This is a genomic window from Treponema maltophilum ATCC 51939 (assembly GCF_000413055.1).
Classification (GTDB): domain Bacteria; phylum Spirochaetota; class Spirochaetia; order Treponematales; family Treponemataceae; genus Treponema_C; species Treponema_C maltophilum.
On the sequence record NZ_KE332518.1, the window covers coordinates 1,177,497 to 1,195,584 of the forward strand.

Genomic DNA, 18,088 nt, shown 5'->3' on the forward strand with positions numbered 1-18,088 from the left:
GAAAATTGTTGTTTATAAAAAATTCTGATACTTTGTGCCGAATATTTCGCCGAGTTTCCGCGCCATACGCGGACTTATCGTTCTCTGTCCCGTTTCCATTCCGGAAACATGTTGTGCAGGGATTCCCAATTTTTTTCCCAACGCTGCTTGCGTTAAATTATCTCGATAACGAAACAAACGTAAGGTTTTTTGCGGTGTCCGATTCTTTACAATATTTTTATACCAATCGGTTTCTTTTATTTCAATATATGTTTCATCATCATCTTCTTCAACCGTAGCGTGAGGATAGCGTGTTTTAACAAACGCAAGCAAATCTTGCGGTATATCGCCTTCAATTTTAATAGGGGGCGTTTTCACGAGAACCTGCATAATATACCTCCAATTCAATTCCTCTTATAGTTTCCTCCCAACAGGCAACCCAATGGTAAGAAAGATGGCAGTGATATTTGTTTTTTCCCAGCATACTGAAATTCGGCCAGCATTTTTGTATCGGGCCGCTTTCCTCCAGATCTTCAAGCAGGTAGGAAAACAATTCTTGTTCCTTTTCAGGCATTTTCAAAACTGCTTTCTGTATCTTCTTTTTTTGTATTACCCTGTACATTTGTCTGCCTATTTTTATTATAACCATATATTGGTTATAATGTCAAGTTTTTTCCTCTTTGCGTACCGCAATTTTTTCTCTTTGTGCATCGATACTGTGAACGGACTGCCGACCGGCGACTTTCTCTTTTTCCTGTCCAATCGCAGGCGGAAGCCCTGCAATGTTTTTTCCGTTGTACAGCAATTCATAATTAAACAAGGTTTTACTGGCAATGGCTTTTTCGGTCTTTATAATAACCGTACTAGGGCGTTACGGCTGGCGTTTAGTTGCAGGTTGACCAGAAAAATTAATCAGGTATAATCAAAAAATCATAAAACGCGCGCGGCCGCTTGTTGCAGGTTGACCAGGAAAATTAATCAGGTATAATCAAAAAATCATAAAACGCGCGCGGCCGCTTGTTGCAGGTTGACCAGGAAAATTAATCAGGTATAATCCTCTTGAAAAACGTGTACGATATTGAGCGGTTGCAGGTTGACCAGAAAAATTAATCAGGTATAATCAAACCAGCGGCGGATAAATCAGCAACGGTGTTGCAGGTTGACCAGAAAAATTAATCAGGTATAATTGCACACCATGGCAACGTTTAACGGATGAGTTGCAGGTTGACCAGAAAAATTAATCAGGTATAATACGTCCGGTGTAAACCGTTGCCATGCAAGGAGATGGTTTGTGCCGGGCGTGTTATTTTTAAACGAAAATCAGAATAAAAGGAACTGCCCCGGCTGTTTTTTTTGCTGTTTTTCCCCTGCATTATAACTGATAATATTGCCATATTGTCTGTCCGTTATCGTGATAATATCAACTTTTCCCTTTATCGGCAAGTTATCGTGTATCATTCTGTAATATTTTTCACAAGCATCTTTTCCCGAAAATAATTTTGTATAAATGGAATATTGAACCATTGAAAAACCGTTATCCAATAAAAATTTTCTGAATTCCGTAGCATCTTTTCGTTCTTTTTTTTCAATGACCGGCAGGTCGAACAGTACCATCATCCACATAAGTTCATACTTATTCAAAATCAAGTCGCGCATTTTCATCTCCGTCCCATAGGGGCAGTTCGATATCCGTTTTTTTGCTTTCCAGCGCACGTGCATAGGTATTTGCCATATATTGCATACTTTGAAACGCCGGTGAATTTCCTTCGGTTGTATGGAGTTTAACCCAAAGTACATCGGTAAGCCGCTTTTTTATTTCCGGTGTAAGTATTTTTTTATCTTCTTTTTCTAATTTGGCAACGGTAAAATCCACGAGCGGGCGATATATTTCAAAGAGATCGTCGACGAGGCAAAATTGATTTAAATTATTGTCGTGGTGAATACCGAGAGAGGGTAAAAGACCTGCAGAACATACCGCGCGCGCCATGGCCGCCCGCATTACGGCATATCCGTAATTGAGCAGAGAATTGATGCCTTCCGCATTTTTGTCGCGAATAAATTCTTTGCCGAATAAAGCTTTCCAATACACTTTTGCGGCATAAGCTTCGCGGTTGTCGGGATCGCCCGATTTTACGAGCAGCGATATTTTATCGACAAGCTTTGCGTTTTCTTCTTTTCCATCCATGTGCAATACTTGTGCCTGGTTTTTTATTTTACGGACGACAATTTGCTGCCAGATTCGTTTTTTGAGCGGCGCCGAAGCTTCTATTTGATTTTTTATAATTTTTGCAAACAGATAATGAGAGGCGATAGGTAAAACCATGCTTTGAGGTGAATAATTCTTACCGCACAGTATTGTAATACAGCCGTGTTCCGTCAATGCATTTAAAATATTTTTTGACAAGACGACGCTCTGTGCCGAAAGCAGCAATACGCCGATATCGTCAAGCGGTATTTCACCGAGCGTTTCATCTTTATGCTTGATGACTATAAAACCTCGGCTCAGAGCAAGATAACGGTTTTCTTCATAGATTTCCAAAACTCTGTGTATCACGCCGTATATATTATCGGCAGATACGCAGAAAATTATTATTTTCTGGAAACCCGTCCGATCGGATTAACCGTTACGCTGTGCGCTTTGTACTTTCCGAACAGCACATTTACGGAAATACGCTTTTCTTGTTCTTTTGCTCTCCAACAAGGTTCAAGCATATTGTCATTCGTTGCAATAATCCAATCTTTGCAGTTTGAAGCCGCATATATCGGACGAATATCGATTTTATTCTCTTGCGATGCCGGAAGCCCTGCTATTCTGCAAAGATATGCTATGCCGTTTTCGGTGAACTCGAGGTAGTCGTCTTTATAGAGCATACAGATATACTTTGCCGCATCATGCGGTTTTTCCAATTTTTTAGGTTTGTTGTTGACATCAAATTCATCGCGTCGGAGAAATGTCGCTTTGTATTCGGATTCCGCATTTTTCGTCTTTGACGGCATCTGCCAAACGACGGCCGTCAAATAATCTTCAGGGCACAGGTAGCGGGGAACTGCGGAACTCGCAATCCTAATCGGTGTTTGTCCCCAGTTTATACAGCGTACCTTTACGATGCGGTATTTTTTGCCGGGTTTACCTGCCGCGCTCGGTTTTCCGATCCATTCCGTTTCGCTGAATTTTTGCAGCTGTTCCGCAAAGGACAAATCGGCATGTTCTTTAATAAATGTTTTCAGTTTTTCTTTTATTTTTTCATCGACGATACTGTTTATGTTTTTCTCCGTAAGCGACACTATCGGCGTACGCGAAACATAGTATGTTTTAAAGACGTCCAATTTCGGAAACTCGGTTTTTAATGCGGCTTTTGCTTTTGTTAAATCGCCAAATTCGCGGTACTTTGTTTCAAACCGGGTACGGACTACGTCGTCCTTTATCGATGCTATGTCGTCATCCGTTTGTATGGAATCGATATTGACTTTTTCAATCTTTTTTATTTTGCCGAGGAGCGTTTCTTTTGAAAGCTTTCCCTGCCGGCCGTGATCGGGTTTGAAACTGACCGTGATATGTTTTACTTTTTCGATCAATTCGCTGCGGAGTACGGGCATTTGCGGCACTTTGATCCTGTTTATTAAATGATTTTGATTTGATAAGGAAATCGCCTGTACCATATCGGGGTCAATCAATGCGATGACCGAAGCGTCGAGGGCATGATGACGATGGTCGTAGCGGTTCTTTTTGTATTGGCCGATTTGCTCGTCTTTCAGTTCGAAATGCGTTATTTCGGTATCGCCGATTTCCCGTTTTAAAATCGAATCTATATTCCACTTGTCGCGCAGCAGTTTTGTCATACCTCCGTTGACCGACCACACATCTTTGCAGATGCATCGCAAATACCGCAGCGCGGAACGCGAAAGATATGCATTGTCGGTAAGCTGACGCTGTATAAAAGAGCTGTCTTTTTCAAACTTTTCCATCGCTTTTTCCGCAAACAGCGCCCTTTTTGCAGGATTTTTTAACGAATTTGCTCTTGCGCAAATATCATGCCAATTATACCCGTTCGGACTCGAACCGAAGGCTTCAAACGGCGAGCTGTTTCCTTTATCCCTATTGCAGCTTGTATGCGCAATCGTTTTATTTGTTTCGCCGTCAAAAAGTGTACGTCCAAACGGAAGAATATGCTCTATTTCGATATCCTTTGTAAAAATTTCGGATCCGCTGATCGGCTTTCCGCAATACAGACACTTTCTGCTGAAAGAATCGCTGCCTAATTCTTCCCATAAGCGGTATTTTAATCGGTCGTTTCTGTTAGGGTATGGAATCTTTGTGATATCTGTAATATTTTTATTGTCCCGCTCATTGCGTTTTTGGTTCATAGTGATCGTTTTTTGAATTCGGGCTTTTGCTTCTCTGCTCGCTTTCAAATCGCGTGAAAGCTCTACGACTATTTGTTGCGGCTTACCGTAGGCTTTTATCAGCGCGTTTACGACGGTGCGGGTTTGATTCAGCGCTACGTGTACGGTCGGATTGCTTATTTTTCCGTATTTCAATTCAGGTTTCGATTCATCCTGCTCAGGATGTGCTCCCATCGTAGAACCGGTCAAAACGGCGCCGTAGTAGGGAAGTTCGTCTTCTTCGTGAACCGATTGATCGGCGTATCTATAACCGAGCATCTGAACGGCAACGGTCAGCGGTATTTTGTTTTGTTCCATTTTTTGAACAAGCATTTCCGTCACTTCTTTGCACAGCATCGACGTTCCTGACGGCAGTACGATCGCGGCGATGTTTTTCTTTTGTTCGTCCGTTAAATCGTATTGTTCGAGTATGGAGATGATTTCCGCGTCTTCGTCTGCGGTAATCAGTTTTTCAACGATCGTATCTTGTTCTACCGGAGAAAGAGAATCCCACAAGTCGCCGAATCTGTTTTTATTGCGCAGTTTGACGGCGGTTGTATTTCCCTGTAAATATTCCCGTCCGCCTCTCTCCAAATTAAACGTACAGGATTCATCGATCCCCAGCTCTTTTTTCATTGCTTTAAAAGTAAGTTTTTCTTTTTTATCGAGCAGCGCGATTAGCATATCAGTTTGGGCATTCCCGATCGGAAATGCTTTTCCTAATGCGTCAATGTAATCCATATTGTATACTTCTTGCAGAATGCGGATCTTTTGCGAACAGGGCATCGCTTTAAACGTGCGCTCTTTGTCGGGCATATACCGACACTTGCCGCGTTCCTGCGCACGGAGAGGCCGCTGGTAAAACAATTTTTCATAAAGCGCATCCCAGTTTACGCCTCTATAATAGGGTTCCTGCGCTTTGCGAATCGCCTCGAATTCTTCGACATACATTCGGCGAGTCGGATAATAATTCGAACGGCCGGGCGCAAAACGCATGCCGATATCGCGCGTATTGTTTTCTGTTTGCTGCGTTTCCGTATTTTTATGTTTCCACAAAAATTCACCCAGTGTTCTGAACCCGGAATCTTTTATAGCGTTTGCAAGGCGTTCACATTTTTCATTTTGTGATTTTACGTCGTTTTGGTTGTCTTTTTCTTTTTCCTGTACCGCTTCTTTTCTGTTGCTTTTAAATCCGCGCCGGACGGATAAATTAAACAGAACACGGCCGAGTTCATACGCTTCGAGTTTCGCATCCAGCGCTCTTACGCGGAGTTCATAGGGATTTAACGATTTAAGCGCTGTCGCCTCGGAGGGATCATTCGGCATCAAGCCTTGTTCCCGCAACAAGCGAAACATCTGTTTCCTGCGCAGTTTTCTTCGATATAGGATACGCCGCAGCCCGCGTGCGGTTCTGCGCTCCACGGCAAGCGGTTCTTTTGTTTTCGGATCACGGCCGTCGGAAAATATGCGAACGCCCATATCGATAAGTGCATCAGGTTTGTTATTGCCGTCCAACCAATATATACACCAGCCGATTGAATTGGTACCCAGATCGAGACCCAAGCGGTATCTTTGATTTTTGTCATTCATGAAGATAATTATAGCACAAAAGTGTAAAATCGGCAAAAGAGATCCGAAATTCGGTACAAAGCGTAGAAAAAAAATATTTGACAATAAAATGATTTTGTTGTATGCTATAACCACTGATTAATTTTTTTGATCAACCTGCTAACAAGGAGTCTTTGACTCCGCAAAATGTTTTTACATTTTAATAAAATGTAAAAATCATCACATGAAAAAAGGAAGCTTCGGCTTCCTTTTTGTTTTGCCAAGCAAGTATGTAAAGCCTGTTATGCGCGAAGGAAGTTACACCGCCTTTTGCGTTGACACGGGCCGCTACGAAAGGGTACAATCGTTTTATGCAGGATAAGCGTTTGTACGGTATACGGGGAGCGGTGTGCACGGAAAACACGGCGGAAGATATGCAAAAGGCGGTTGCCGATTTGATGGGGCGGATTTTTGAAAAAAACGCTTTGTGCGAAGACGATATCGTGTCCGTGCAGTTTACCCTTACCGGCGATTTGGACTGTGCGAATCCGGCTTCCGTACTCAGAAAAAGCGGTTTATGCACCGGCGTTCCCTTGTTTTGTGCCGCTGAACCTGTCGTAAAGGGCGCTTTGGCGCATACGGTACGGGTTCTCGTAACCGCTTATTCCGGCTCAAAACCCGTTCACGTCTACCTCGGCGAAGCGCAAAAACTGCGTCCCGATTTGCGTTCCTTATAAGGTAAGTTTGCGCCGATGATGCAAAAAAAAATTTGGCTTGTGAGCCGCGAATATGCCGGTGTGGCGGAGGCGGGCGGCGTAAAAAACGTAACGGCTTCTTTGGCCGAAGGTTTGCAAAAAGAACAGTACGACGTAACCGTTTTTATTCCCTTTTACGGCTGCACTTTTCTAAACGAATTAAACGATTTTACGCTTATTCCCGATTTACGCGCCGATATCGCCTCCGAAGGACGCACATATACGATAGCCTATGCGGCCGCTCATTATAAGGGCGTGCGCCTTGTGTTTATCGTCCATTCGCTGTTTACGGCAAAACTGGGAGTATACACATATACCGAAGACGAACAGCGCATAAAGGCCGAATATATTCCCGGCCGGGGGCATGCCGACTCAAACCTGTTGCATGTGCTGTTTCAAAAAGGCGTTCTCGAATACGGCGCAAAAACCTCGTCGGTTCCCGACATCATTCACTGTCAGGATGCGGCCGCCGCCCTTGTGCCTTTTATCGCGCGAAACGACGCTTTGTATGCGGACGCGTATAAAGAAACCCGCTTTGCGTTAACCATACACAATGCGGGAAACGCCTACCGTCATGAAATCGAAAGCGCGCAAAAAGCCGCTTCTTTGCTTAATTTGCCCGAACATCTTTTTGAACAAAGCCTTATCGACGGGCGCTGCGAACCGTATTTACTCGCCGAACCGTATGCGGCGTTAACCACCGTATCGCCGTGGTACGCGCAGGAACTGACCGATCCGTCCGATCCGAACTCGGGCGGACTTTCGGCCGTTTTTGCCCGCCGCGGTACGCGCATAACGGGAATTACCAACGGCATTTCATACGCAAAATATGATCCAAAAAAAACGGAAGCATCCATGCTGCCGTACGCTTTCGATCCTGCAAGCGGCGATTTTGCGGGCAAATACCGCTGCCGAACGGATTTTCTTACACGTTTCGCTGCAGATAACGCTTCGGCCGACGGCACGCACACTGCGGGTACATCTTGCGCCGGCGGCTTTTCAAACGATGCGTGTAAAAGCGCTTTAACTCTAAAACGCTACGGTTTCCTCGATGTGCCGGATGATCGCAAAGCCGTTTTCTTTTCGTATCACGGCCGCATCGTTCACCAAAAGGGAACGGATATTTTGGCAAAGGCCGCGCGCATTGTGCTGAAGGAAAACGGCGACGCGCGTTTTATCGTAACGGGGCAGGGCGGGCGCGAATTGGAACGCGAACACGAAAGTTTGGCGCACGATTTTCCCGGCAAATACCTGTATCTTCGCGGATACGACCGCCGCTCGGCGCGTTTGTGCGTCGCCGTGTCCGACTTTATCATACTCCCGAGCGTTTTTGAACCCTGCGGACTTGAAGACTTTATCGCGCAGATTTACGGAACGCTTCCCATTGCTCACGCGTGCGGAGGTTTGCGCAAAATTATCGACGGCAAAACGGGCTTTTTGTACGACGAAAACACGCCGCAGGTTTTGGCCGGTATTATGCTTACATCGGCGCGCCTCATGCAGGACAATCCGACTTTTGTACAAACATGTGCCGCCTATGCGTCCCGCCATGTGCAAAGTACATACGCGTGGGACAATATCATCAAAAACGAATACATCCCCTTTTACGAAAACCTGAAATAACGTTTGCGCTTGCTTTTTTACAATAATACAGGTATATTCAAGTTAGTATCGGTTATTCTTTTGTTCTGACCGACAACCGGTGCTTTAGAGGAGTTTTTATGAGTTATCCGCTGCTCGATGTTCAGCATATTTCGGTAGATGTCGATGAAAAATCGGTTTTGCACGACGTCTCTTTAAAAATCAATCAGGGTGAAACCCACGTGTTCATGGGGCCTAACGGAGCCGGTAAGTCGACATTCGGCAATACGATTATCGGGAATCCCGTGTACACCGTAACGCACGGAAAGATTTTTTTCGACGGTAAAGATATAACCGAAGAAAAAACGGATGCACGCGCAAAAGCCGGCATGTTTTTAACCTTTCAAAGCCCGCTCGAAGTGCCGGGCATTTCGCTCGAAGCATTTATTCGAAGCGCGATTCAGCAGCGCACGGGCGAGCGCGTCAAACTGTTCCAGTTTAAAAAAGATTTGCAGGAGGCGATGAAGCTTTTGAACATGGACGAAGAATACGCTTCGCGCGATTTGAACGTCGGTTTTTCAGGCGGCGAGCGCAAAAAGAGCGAAATACTGCAAATGCTCATGCTCAAACCGAAATTCGCAATCCTCGACGAAACCGATTCGGGGCTCGACGTGGACGCGGTGCGCACGGTATCAAAGGGAATTGAAGAATACAAGCAAAACGGCGGCACCCTGCTCATCATTACGCACGCGACGAAAATCCTCGAAAGCCTGCACGTCGATTTTACACACGTGCTTGTCAAAGGTAAAATCGTTAAAACGGGCAACGCGTCCCTCGTGGGCGAAATCAACAAAAACGGCTTTGAGCGCTTTGAAAAGGACGGCGGCCTATGAGCGACGTCATAGACAGAGAAAGCGCCGCAAAGATGAACATCGATCAGTCGATGTACGATTTTCGTTACGACGAAAATGACTTTTACCGCAACGATCCGGGCTTAACCGAGGAAATCGTTTTAAAGCTTTCAAAAGACAAAAACGACCCCGAATGGATGCGGGATTTCCGCTTGAAATCCCTTAAAATCTACAATGAAATGTCCGTGCCGACGTGGGGACCGGATATAAGCGGCCTGCACATGGAACATATTGCAACCTATGTGCGCCCGAATACGACGATGAAAAATTCCTGGGAAGAAGTTCCCAAAGATATAAAGGAAACCTTCGAAAAACTCGGCATTCCCGAAGCGGAACGCACTTCGCTTGCGGGTGTCGGTGCGCAATACGACAGCGAACTCGTGTACCACAATATACGCGAAGAAGTTGCAAAGCAGGGCGTCGTCTATTCGGATTTTGAAAGCGCGCTGTGGGGCGATTATGCCGACATCGTTAAAGAGCATTTTATGCGTTTAATTACGCCGCGCGCTCATAAATTTGCGGCGCTCCACGGTGCGGTATGGTCGGGCGGTTCGTTCGTCTATGTGCCCAAGGGCGTCCATCTGTCGTTTCCGCTGCAATCGTACTTCCGCTTAAATGCAAAGGGCGCGGGACAATTCGAACACACGCTCATCATCGTCGAAGAAGGCGCGGATTTACACTTTATCGAAGGATGCTCGGCGCCGAAATACAATGTGGCAAACCTGCACGCCGGTGCCGTTGAACTCTACGTTGCAAAAAATGCGCGCTTACGGTATTCGACGATCGAAAGCTGGTCGAAAAACATGTATAACTTGAATACAAAGCGCGCGCGGGTCGAAGAGGGCGGCTCCATCGAATGGGTGTCCGGTTCCTTCGGTTCCCATATTTCGTATTTGTATCCCGAAAGCGATTTGGTCGGCGAGCGCGCGAGAGCCGAATTTACGGGCGTTACCTTTGCCGGAAGCGGCCAAAACCTCGACACGGGAGCCAAGATGGTGCACAGCGCGCCGCATACGTCGAGCGTCATTACGACAAAATCGATTTCCAAAGGCGGCGGCATAAGCACCTACCGTTCTTCGATCTATATCGACAAAAAAGCGCGCGGCAGCAAAGCGTCCGTTTCCTGCGAATCGCTTATGCTCGACGAAAATTCCCGCAGCGACACGGTGCCGGCTATGGAAATTCACACCGACGATGTGGATGTCGGCCACGAAGCGAAGATCGGTCGTATTTCCGGCGACGCGATTTTTTACCTGATGTCGCGCGGTATTCCCGAAGACGAAGCGCGCAATATGATTGTAAGCGGTTTTGCAAACCCCGTCAGCAAAGAACTGCCGCTCGAATACGCCGTAGAAATGAACAATCTTATCCGCCTTGAGATGAAAGGCACTTTGTAAAGGACAGCTTATGAGTCATACGCTGAATATAAACAATATGCCGACCCGTACATGGAGTTGGCTTAAAATAAATTCGACGCCGTTTTCAACCGATGCGGTTTTTTCCGGCGACGGGAACCCTCATACGGCGGAACTGCCGGAAGGCGTTGAATACAGCGAACGTGTTTCCGCATCGCAATACGCGAATCTCGAAACCGGCTGCGGCACGGAAATCGGCACTCATTTTTTTAAAAATGCCGAAGCGTCGCTTTTTACCGTAAAAAAAGGCCGGCACATTAAGACGCCCCTTGTCATCGATTTCGATTTAAACGGTAAAAGCGCAACATCGGCTTTTCAAATTATCAAGGCGGAAGAAGGCGCATCGGTTACGGTGATTTTCCGTTACCGTTCGCCGAAAAACGCGGGCGGTATGCAGATTCTTCGCACGATCTGCGACGCGGAAAAAAACGCGTTCATTCATTTGGTAAAAGTGCAGCTTTTAGGCGACGGCTTTGTACAGGTCGACGATATCGGCACAACCTGCGCCGAAGGCGGCCGCGTCGAACTGACGCACGTAATTCTCGGCGGAAAAGAAACCTATACCGGAGCGACCGGAACGCTTCCCGCTTTCGGCGGCTCTTTTAAGGCGGATACGGCTTACCTGTGCCGCGCCGAACAAAAGCTCGACATGAATTACGTCGTGCGGCAAATCGGCAAAAAAACCGACTGTCAAATGAACGCAAAGGGCACACTGTGCGACCGCGCTTCGAAAACCTACCGCGGTTCTATCGACTTTATAAACGGCTGCACGGGTTCTACGGGAAACGAATACGAAGAAGTCCTCCTGCTTTCGCCCGACGTTGTAAATAAATCGATTCCGCTCATTTTGTGCGGCGAAGAAGATATTGCGGGCGAACACGGCTCGACGATCGGCAAACTCGGAGAAGATATGCTTTTTTACATGCAGTCGCGCGGTATTGCAAAGCACGAAGCGGAAAAACTTATGGCCCGCGCAAAAGTTTCGAGCGTCGCCTCGCTTATTCCCGATGAAGGCACGGTCGAATTAATCAATACCTATATGGACGAGGCGTTTTCCAGTGATAAATGACTACCGAAACGATTTTCCGTTTTTTTCAAATAAAAAAAATAAGGATCTTATCTATTTTGACAACGCGGCAACGACGCAGCGACCGCGGCAAGTAATCGATGCGATACGGCACTTTTACGAAGAAAACAACGCGAATCCGCTTCGCGGCCTTTACGATTTAAGCGTACGGGCAACCGAAGCGTACGAAAATGCCCGGCACAGTGTTGCGCGATTTATCAACGCGGCCGAAGACTGTGAAGTCATCTTTACGCGGAATGCGAGCGAATCGCTGAACCTTGTCGCCTATACGTACGGCATGGCGAATATACGCAAGGACGACGAAATCGCCGTTTCGATTATGGAACACCATTCGAACATCCTGCCGTGGCAAATGGTTGCAAAAGCGAAGGGCGCCAAGCTCGTTTATTTGGAGTGCGATAAGGAAAGCGGCATCATCTCCGGCGAAGAAATCGCATCAAAGATCGGAAGCCGCACAAAGCTCGTCGCCGTCGCGCACGTGAGCAACGTGCTCGGCATTACAAACGATATCGAAAAGATTGCAAAGGCCGCTCACCGAGTCGGAGCGGTTATCGTCGTCGACGGTGCGCAAGCCGTGCCGCACATCAAAACCGACGTACAAGCCCTCGATGCCGACTTTTACGCGTTCAGCGCGCATAAGCTCACCGGCCCGACAGGCTGCGGCGTTTTGTACGGGAAAAAATCGCTTTTGGAAAACATGCCGCCTTTTTTGCGCGGCGGAGAAATGATCGAATACGTTACGCGGGACGATGCAACGTGGGCGCCGCTTCCGGCCAAATTCGAAGCGGGTACGGTAAATGCGGGAGGAGCGGTCGGACTTGAAGCCGCCGTCACATACATCGAATCGGTCGGCTACGAATATATAACGAAGCACGACAACGCGCTTGCCTCCCGCCTTTTAGAGGGCATGAAAGAGATTCCGCACGTACACATTATCGGAAACGGCGACGGAAACCGGCACTGCGGTATCGTAACCTTTACGATAGACGGCGTGCATCCGCACGATATTGCAACCGTACTCGATACGGAGCATATCGCGATCAGGGCGGGGCACCACTGCGCCCAGCCGCTCGGTGCCTACCTCGGCGTTCCTGCAACGGCGAGGGCAAGCGTCTACTTTTACAATACCGAAGACGAAGCCGACTTTTTTTTAAGCAAAGTAAAAAGCGTCCGTTCGTGGATGGGCTTTAAAGACTAAGGATAAAACGCTGTTATGGAAACAAAAGAACTGTATCGTGAAATTCTGAACGAACACAATTTGAATCCCGCCCACAAAAAGCCGATGGCTCATCCGTCCCTCGTTTTAAACGGCGTGAACCCGAGCTGCGGGGACAACATTACGCTCAGCTTGCAGATCGGAGAAGACGGTACGATAACCGACGGCTCTTTTACGGGAAGTGGCTGCGCCATTTCCCAAGCGTCGGTAGACATGATGCTTGACCTTATCATCGGAAAAAACAAAACCGAAGCGCTCCGCCTCGCAAACATCTTTATGAACATGATAAAAGGCAATGCGGATGCAGCCGACATAGAACAGCTCGACGAAGCCGCCTCGCTCGAAGACGTTTCCAAAATGCCCGCACGCGTCAAATGCGCCGTACTCGGCTGGCGGACTATGATGGAAATGTTCGAAAAAAATGCCGCCGTCGGCAAGGGCAGCGCGACGCACTGCGATACCTGCACTCAAAACACAGTATGCAAAGCCAAGCAATAGGGTACTTGACGCTTTCGGCGTATTAGTGTACAGTGTTCTTCGTTCGTCAATGGCTTTGCCAACTTAGCTCAGCTGGTCCAGAGCACGTGATTTGTAATCTCGGGGTCCAGGGTTCGAATCCCTGAGTTGGCTTATGCTGAGCGGCGAAAAACGGGGAGGTTCCCGAGCGGTCAAAGGGGGCAGACTGTAAATCTGTTGGCTCCGCCTTCGAAGGTTCGAATCCTTCTCTCCCCAAAGGGCTATTTCATTGTAATCCGGTGAAATAGCCTTTTTTTATGGAGATTGCTCAAACATAGAGTTTGCTTAAACGCATGAACGATACGTTTTATTCGCAGGGTTTGCGCTTTTCCTGTGCGCGCTGTTCTCATTGCTGCCGCATCGAACCCGGCCTTGTATATCTTTCCCGAAGCGATTTGACAAATCTTTGCAAATGGTTTAATTTAAAAGAAGCGGAATTTATACGCCTTTACTGCCGTTTTGTGTACAATGCCGACGGAAAGCGCCTTCTTTCGCTGCGGGAAAAGGCGAATTACGACTGCATTTTATGGAAGGACGGATGCACGGCATACGGGGCAAGACCCGTGCAGTGTTCGACCTATCCGTTTTGGCCCTTTATACTGCAAAACCGGCAGGCGTGGGATGAAGAATCGTTGTCCTGTCCCGGCATAAACAAGGGCGAACTTCACGGCGCCGAAGAAATCGAAGGGGCACTGAAAGAATACCGCAGCAACAGTCCGCTGGAATATGAGGAAGTAAGCCGCATTTTGGAAGGAACGGAACTATGAAAATACGTTTTTGGGGCGTCAGAGGTTCTATCGCTACCCCCATATCCGCCGAGCAAATACAATCGAAAATAGTTGCCGTCGTTTCAAGAATTTCGGCGCGCGATTTGGAATCCGAAAATGCGCGGCAAAACTTTATCGCAAATCTTCCCGAATATTTATACGGCACTATCGGCGGCAATACCGCATGCTTGGAAATCGAAAATGAAAACGGCGATCATATAATCATCGATGCGGGAACCGGCATCCGCATGTGCGGCAAACAGTACGCAAAGAAAAACAATCAAGTGTTCCACCTGTTGTTTTCGCACTTTCACTGGGATCACGTACAGGGCTTGCCGTTTTTCGATCCGGCGTACAAAAGCGATACCGTGTTCCATATTTATTCAAACTATCCGGACATGCGCCGCTTTTTGGAAGCGCAAATGGAAGTGCCGTATTTTCCGGTCAGAATGAATACCTTTACGAAAAATATTTTTTGGCACGATATAAAGGATGCCGTTCCTTTTAAAATAGGCGGTATGCAGATTATTACAAAACTTATGTTCCATCCGGGCGATTCACATTCGTATTTGCTTATGGAAAACGGAAAACGCTTTATTCACGCAACCGACGTGGAGCTGCGCCAAGTCGATTTTGAGCGCACCGAAGAAAATATCGCATTTTTTGAAAATACCGATGTTTTGGTGCTCGACGCTCAGTACACGGTTGAAGAAACCGCCCAAAAAGAAGGTTGGGGGCATTCGGCTTTTTGTTACGCCATCGACTTTGCGGTGTTTTGGAATATAAAGCATTTGTATTTGTTTCATCACGAGCCGATGTACGACGATAAAAAAATATACGCGATATTAAAATCGGCGCAGTGGTATTCCGATTATGTATGCGGCGGAAAGGTAACCGTTCATTTGGCGATCGAAGGACAGGAAATTTGTCTATGAACGGCGAATACCGCTTTTCGCTGCAGGAAATAAAACAGCTGGCCTTATTGATGAGAAAATACGAAGACGATATACCCGACGATTTGCAGCCGTTTTTTTCGTATCTTGAATCGAGCATTTACGATTCCATGAGCATTGAAGAAGCTGAAAGGTTTTTTAATGAAAAGTAAACTTTTGCCGCGTATCGCCCTTATACTGCTTGCCGCAGTTATATGCGTCGGCGCGGTTATCATTACATACGCATCTTTACCCGCGGGAAAGGCACATTCGTCCGAAGAATACCGCGTCGTTGTCGCGAGCGGCGCAACGCTGCGCACCGTCGCCCGGGATTTAAAAAATCGCGGTATTATCCGTTCGGCGGAATTCTTTTATGCATACGGAAGACTTACGCGCCTGTTTTTAAAAGCGGGCATTTACAAAGTTTCTTCGGCAATGTCGCCTGCGGCCATTTGCGCCGTTTTTGCATCGGGTAAACAGGAATACATAAGCGTATCCTTCGGAGAAGGTCTTACCGCAAGCAAAATTGCCGCCGTTCTCGAAAAAAACGGCATTACAAGCGCGGACGATTTTATAAAAGCATGCCGCGACAAAAATCTTCTTGCCGAATTCAACATTCCCGCATCTTCGTTTGAAGGCTATCTTTTCCCCGACACCTACAATTTGGATTTCGGCATGCAGGCGGAAAAAGTCGTTCGAATTTTCGTACACAACTTTTTTTCAAAAATCGAAAGCATACCGGAATTGAAAGGCAAAACGAGCGAAGAACTGCACAATGTCGTTATTTTAGCTTCCATCGTCGAGCGCGAGTACCGCTTGCCCGAAGAAGCGCCGCTTATCGCAAGCGTGTTTTCCAACAGGCTTAAAAAGAACATCGGTTTGTATTCGTGCGCGACAATCGTGTATGTATTGACGGAAATCGAAGGGCGGCCACATCCGGAAGTCATAAAAATTGAAGACACAAAAATAGACAATCCGTACAATACTTACAAGTGGGCGGGCTTGCCGCCCGGTCCGATCTCGAATCCGGGCTTGATTGCGCTCAAAGCCGCCGCCGCACCTGCAAAAACCCCGTATTATTATTTCCGCGTTGCCGACAATGCAAAAGGCAGCCACGTTTTTACCGAAAATTTCGACAGCCACAAAGACGCCGCTTCCGTGCCGATTAAGGCTGCTCCTTCCACGCGCACTCAAACAAATCAAACGGACGGACAATAAGCGTATGCCCAAGATTTCATCGCAGACGATAGACGAAATCAACGCGCGTACCGATATTGTCGCCCTTGTGGGCGAATACACACGCTTGGAGCGGCGCGGAGAAGAGTGGTGGGGCTGCTGTCCCTTTCACAACGAAAAAACGCCGTCGTTTCACGTGTCGGCGGAGCGCAAAATGTATCATTGCTTCGGCTGCGGAGTCGGCGGCGGCCTTATCAATTTTTACATGGAAATGGAAAAGGCAAGCTTTACCGAAGCGGTTCTTTTTTTGGCAAAAAAAAGCGGTGTCGAAGTTATATACGACAGCGGGAATTTCCCCGCTGTTGAAGAGGAAAATCCGAAAGAACAATATATAGACTTATACGGACGCGTGAGCGGCACCTATCACTTTTTTTTAACGTCGTCCGATATGGGAAAGGCCGCTCTGCACTATTTAAAACAACGCGGAGTTTCCGACGAAAGCATAAAAGACTTTCAGCTCGGCTATTCTCCCGCCGACCGGTACTGGCTTAAAAATTTTTTAAAGTCGAAAAACTACAGCGACGAATTCCTTGCCGGCTCGGGCCTTTTGTCGAAAAAATATCCGGATATGTCGTTTTTTTCAAACCGCCTTATGTTTCCCATTTGGGACAGGCGGGGCAGGGTTATTGCATTCGGCGCGCGGCTTTTGGAAGGCGAGGGCCCCAAATACATCAATTCGGGCGAACTGCTGCAGTACAAAAAAGGCGAAACCCTGTACGCGTTCAATTTGGCAAAGCAGCACATACGCTCTTCAAAATCGGTTATTTTATGCGAAGGCTATATGGACGTTATCGCCTATCATCAAGCCGGCATAAAAAATGCGGTGGCTCCGCTCGGAACGGCGCTTACTCAGGAACAAGTGCACGTGCTCGCCTCTTTTGCCGACACCTTTTATCTTTCGTTCGATTCGGATCAGGCCGGGCAAAACGCGACGTATAAAGCGATTTTGCTGTGCCGAAAAAACAACATTTCCGTTAAAATCATCGTATTAAGCGAGGGCAAAGATCCTGCCGAGATTCTGTTGAATTCCGGCGCACACATATTGACGGAACACGTTGAAAATGCTATATTAGATGGTGATTTTTTGTTGTCCGCATTGATGCGTCAATACCCGGCACATACGCCCGAAGGCAAAACGAAAATATGTTTGGCTTATTTTCCGTATTTGGACGCTTTACAATCGGATATACACAGAGAATCGTGTTTTGAACAATTATGCCAGGCATTGCAGTTAAAACCTGAAGCAGTAAGAGCCGATTACGTAAACCGCGAATCTGCGCGCGGAAGACTGGAGGTCGGGGAAGCGGATACAGTACGGGTGATAAATAAGGGTTTTAAACCTAACGCCGAAATGCGTTCCGTTCTTGCTGTGATTGCCAATCCCGATTATTTCAGTATAATGCGTGCTTCTCTTACCGCCGACGATTTTGAAGATGCAACGGCACGGGATATGTTCGTTACATTGGAAGAGTGTTTTAGAGAGGATGCGGTCAGTTCGGACAGTATATTGCAGCGCTGCAGCGGTGAAATACGCGCATTGGTAACCAAGGCGGTTACTTCCGGGGAATTTACCCTTAATTCCCGCCAAGCAGTGGACGACAGTATACGGCTGATCCGCAAAAACAGCTTAAAACGCAAACGCGACCGCATCGTCAATAAAATCCGCAGCCTCGAAAATTCCGGCGACGGTTTCGATACGGCGCAGGAATTGAACGCTCTTTTAACGGAAAAGATGAACATAGACTTGGAATTAAATAATTAA

General features: G+C 47.1%; 17 protein-coding genes, 2 tRNA genes and 1 CRISPR repeat array. Of the genes, 14 read left to right on the plus strand and 5 right to left on the minus strand.

Annotation, left to right across the window (positions count from 1 at the left end):
* Nucleotides 1–12: 12 nt before the first annotated feature.
* The 5 genes from HMPREF9194_RS05290 to cas9 form a co-directional block, all read right to left on the minus strand.
* Complete coding sequence (locus HMPREF9194_RS05290) at nucleotides 13–369, minus strand: helix-turn-helix transcriptional regulator (RefSeq protein WP_016525350.1); 357 nt, start codon at nucleotides 367–369, stop codon at nucleotides 13–15.
* The gene (locus tag HMPREF9194_RS05295; RefSeq protein WP_245540724.1) at nucleotides 338–628 is read right to left on the minus strand and encodes a hypothetical protein; all 291 of its coding nucleotides are present in this window, start codon (nucleotides 626–628) and stop codon (nucleotides 338–340) included. Before HMPREF9194_RS05295 ends, HMPREF9194_RS05290 begins: the two co-directional genes overlap by 32 nt.
* 238 nt (nucleotides 629–866) lie before the next feature.
* Nucleotides 867–1,231: a CRISPR direct-repeat array (repeat unit 36 nt; unit sequence GTTGCAGGTTGACCAGAAAAATTAATCAGGTATAAT).
* A 68-nt stretch (nucleotides 1,232–1,299) separates the two neighbouring features.
* Nucleotides 1,300–1,635: a CRISPR-associated endonuclease Cas2 gene (gene cas2 / locus HMPREF9194_RS05300; RefSeq protein ID WP_016525352.1), complete on the minus strand. Its 336-nt coding sequence runs from the start codon at nucleotides 1,633–1,635 to the stop codon at nucleotides 1,300–1,302.
* Nucleotides 1,613–2,533 carry a type II CRISPR-associated endonuclease Cas1 gene (gene cas1 / locus HMPREF9194_RS05305; RefSeq protein WP_016525353.1) on the minus strand — a complete coding sequence of 307 codons (921 nt, stop codon included), beginning with the start codon at nucleotides 2,531–2,533 and terminating at the stop codon, nucleotides 1,613–1,615. Before cas1 ends, cas2 begins: the two co-directional genes overlap by 23 nt.
* 35 nt (nucleotides 2,534–2,568) lie before the next feature.
* Nucleotides 2,569–5,952 (minus strand): type II CRISPR RNA-guided endonuclease Cas9, encoded by a 3,384-nt coding sequence (gene cas9, locus HMPREF9194_RS05310; protein ID WP_016525354.1) that lies wholly within the window; start codon nucleotides 5,950–5,952, stop codon nucleotides 2,569–2,571.
* A 329-nt stretch (nucleotides 5,953–6,281) separates the two neighbouring features.
* Between cas9 and aroH the strand changes: the two genes are divergently transcribed.
* From aroH to dnaG, 14 genes are all read left to right on the plus strand, one after another.
* Nucleotides 6,282–6,647, plus strand: coding sequence for a chorismate mutase (aroH, locus tag HMPREF9194_RS05315; protein ID WP_016525355.1), 366 nt, complete (start codon nucleotides 6,282–6,284; stop codon nucleotides 6,645–6,647).
* 15 nt (nucleotides 6,648–6,662) lie between these two features.
* On the plus strand, nucleotides 6,663–8,288 hold the full coding sequence (locus HMPREF9194_RS05320; protein WP_016525356.1) for a glycogen synthase: 1,626 nt from the start codon (nucleotides 6,663–6,665) through the stop codon (nucleotides 8,286–8,288).
* Between the two features lie 98 nt (nucleotides 8,289–8,386).
* On the plus strand, nucleotides 8,387–9,139 hold the full coding sequence (gene sufC, locus HMPREF9194_RS05325) for a Fe-S cluster assembly ATPase SufC (RefSeq protein ID WP_016525357.1): 753 nt from the start codon (nucleotides 8,387–8,389) through the stop codon (nucleotides 9,137–9,139).
* Nucleotides 9,136–10,554: a Fe-S cluster assembly protein SufB gene (gene sufB / locus HMPREF9194_RS05330; protein ID WP_016525358.1), complete on the plus strand. Its 1,419-nt coding sequence runs from the start codon at nucleotides 9,136–9,138 to the stop codon at nucleotides 10,552–10,554. Before sufC ends, sufB begins: the two co-directional genes overlap by 4 nt.
* Nucleotides 10,555–10,564: 10 nt before the next feature.
* Entirely contained in the window at nucleotides 10,565–11,641 is a 1,077-nt protein-coding gene (locus tag HMPREF9194_RS05335; protein ID WP_016525359.1) for a SufB/SufD family protein, read from the plus strand.
* Nucleotides 11,631–12,857 (plus strand): aminotransferase class V-fold PLP-dependent enzyme, encoded by a 1,227-nt coding sequence (locus HMPREF9194_RS05340; RefSeq protein WP_016525360.1) that lies wholly within the window; start codon nucleotides 11,631–11,633, stop codon nucleotides 12,855–12,857. Before HMPREF9194_RS05335 ends, HMPREF9194_RS05340 begins: the two co-directional genes overlap by 11 nt.
* Before the next feature lie 15 nt (nucleotides 12,858–12,872).
* Nucleotides 12,873–13,373 (plus strand): Fe-S cluster assembly sulfur transfer protein SufU, encoded by a 501-nt coding sequence (gene sufU / locus HMPREF9194_RS05345; protein ID WP_016525361.1) that lies wholly within the window; start codon nucleotides 12,873–12,875, stop codon nucleotides 13,371–13,373.
* A 57-nt stretch (nucleotides 13,374–13,430) separates the two neighbouring features.
* Nucleotides 13,431–13,505: transfer RNA gene (locus tag HMPREF9194_RS05350), tRNA-Thr, on the plus strand.
* 20 nt (nucleotides 13,506–13,525) lie between these two features.
* Nucleotides 13,526–13,607, plus strand: a tRNA-Tyr gene (locus tag HMPREF9194_RS05355).
* Between the two features lie 77 nt (nucleotides 13,608–13,684).
* Complete coding sequence (locus HMPREF9194_RS05360; RefSeq protein WP_016525362.1) at nucleotides 13,685–14,158, plus strand: YkgJ family cysteine cluster protein; 474 nt, start codon at nucleotides 13,685–13,687, stop codon at nucleotides 14,156–14,158.
* Nucleotides 14,155–15,093 (plus strand): MBL fold metallo-hydrolase, encoded by a 939-nt coding sequence (locus HMPREF9194_RS05365; RefSeq protein ID WP_016525363.1) that lies wholly within the window; start codon nucleotides 14,155–14,157, stop codon nucleotides 15,091–15,093. The genes HMPREF9194_RS05360 and HMPREF9194_RS05365 overlap by 4 nt, the downstream gene beginning before the upstream one ends.
* Nucleotides 15,090–15,263, plus strand: coding sequence for a hypothetical protein (locus HMPREF9194_RS12395; RefSeq protein ID WP_016525364.1), 174 nt, complete (start codon nucleotides 15,090–15,092; stop codon nucleotides 15,261–15,263). The genes HMPREF9194_RS05365 and HMPREF9194_RS12395 overlap by 4 nt, the downstream gene beginning before the upstream one ends.
* The gene (gene mltG / locus HMPREF9194_RS05370; RefSeq protein WP_016525365.1) at nucleotides 15,253–16,308 is read left to right on the plus strand and encodes an endolytic transglycosylase MltG; all 1,056 of its coding nucleotides are present in this window, start codon (nucleotides 15,253–15,255) and stop codon (nucleotides 16,306–16,308) included. Before HMPREF9194_RS12395 ends, mltG begins: the two co-directional genes overlap by 11 nt.
* Nucleotides 16,309–16,312: 4 nt before the next feature.
* Entirely contained in the window at nucleotides 16,313–18,088 is a 1,776-nt protein-coding gene (gene dnaG, locus HMPREF9194_RS05375) for a DNA primase (protein ID WP_016525366.1), read from the plus strand.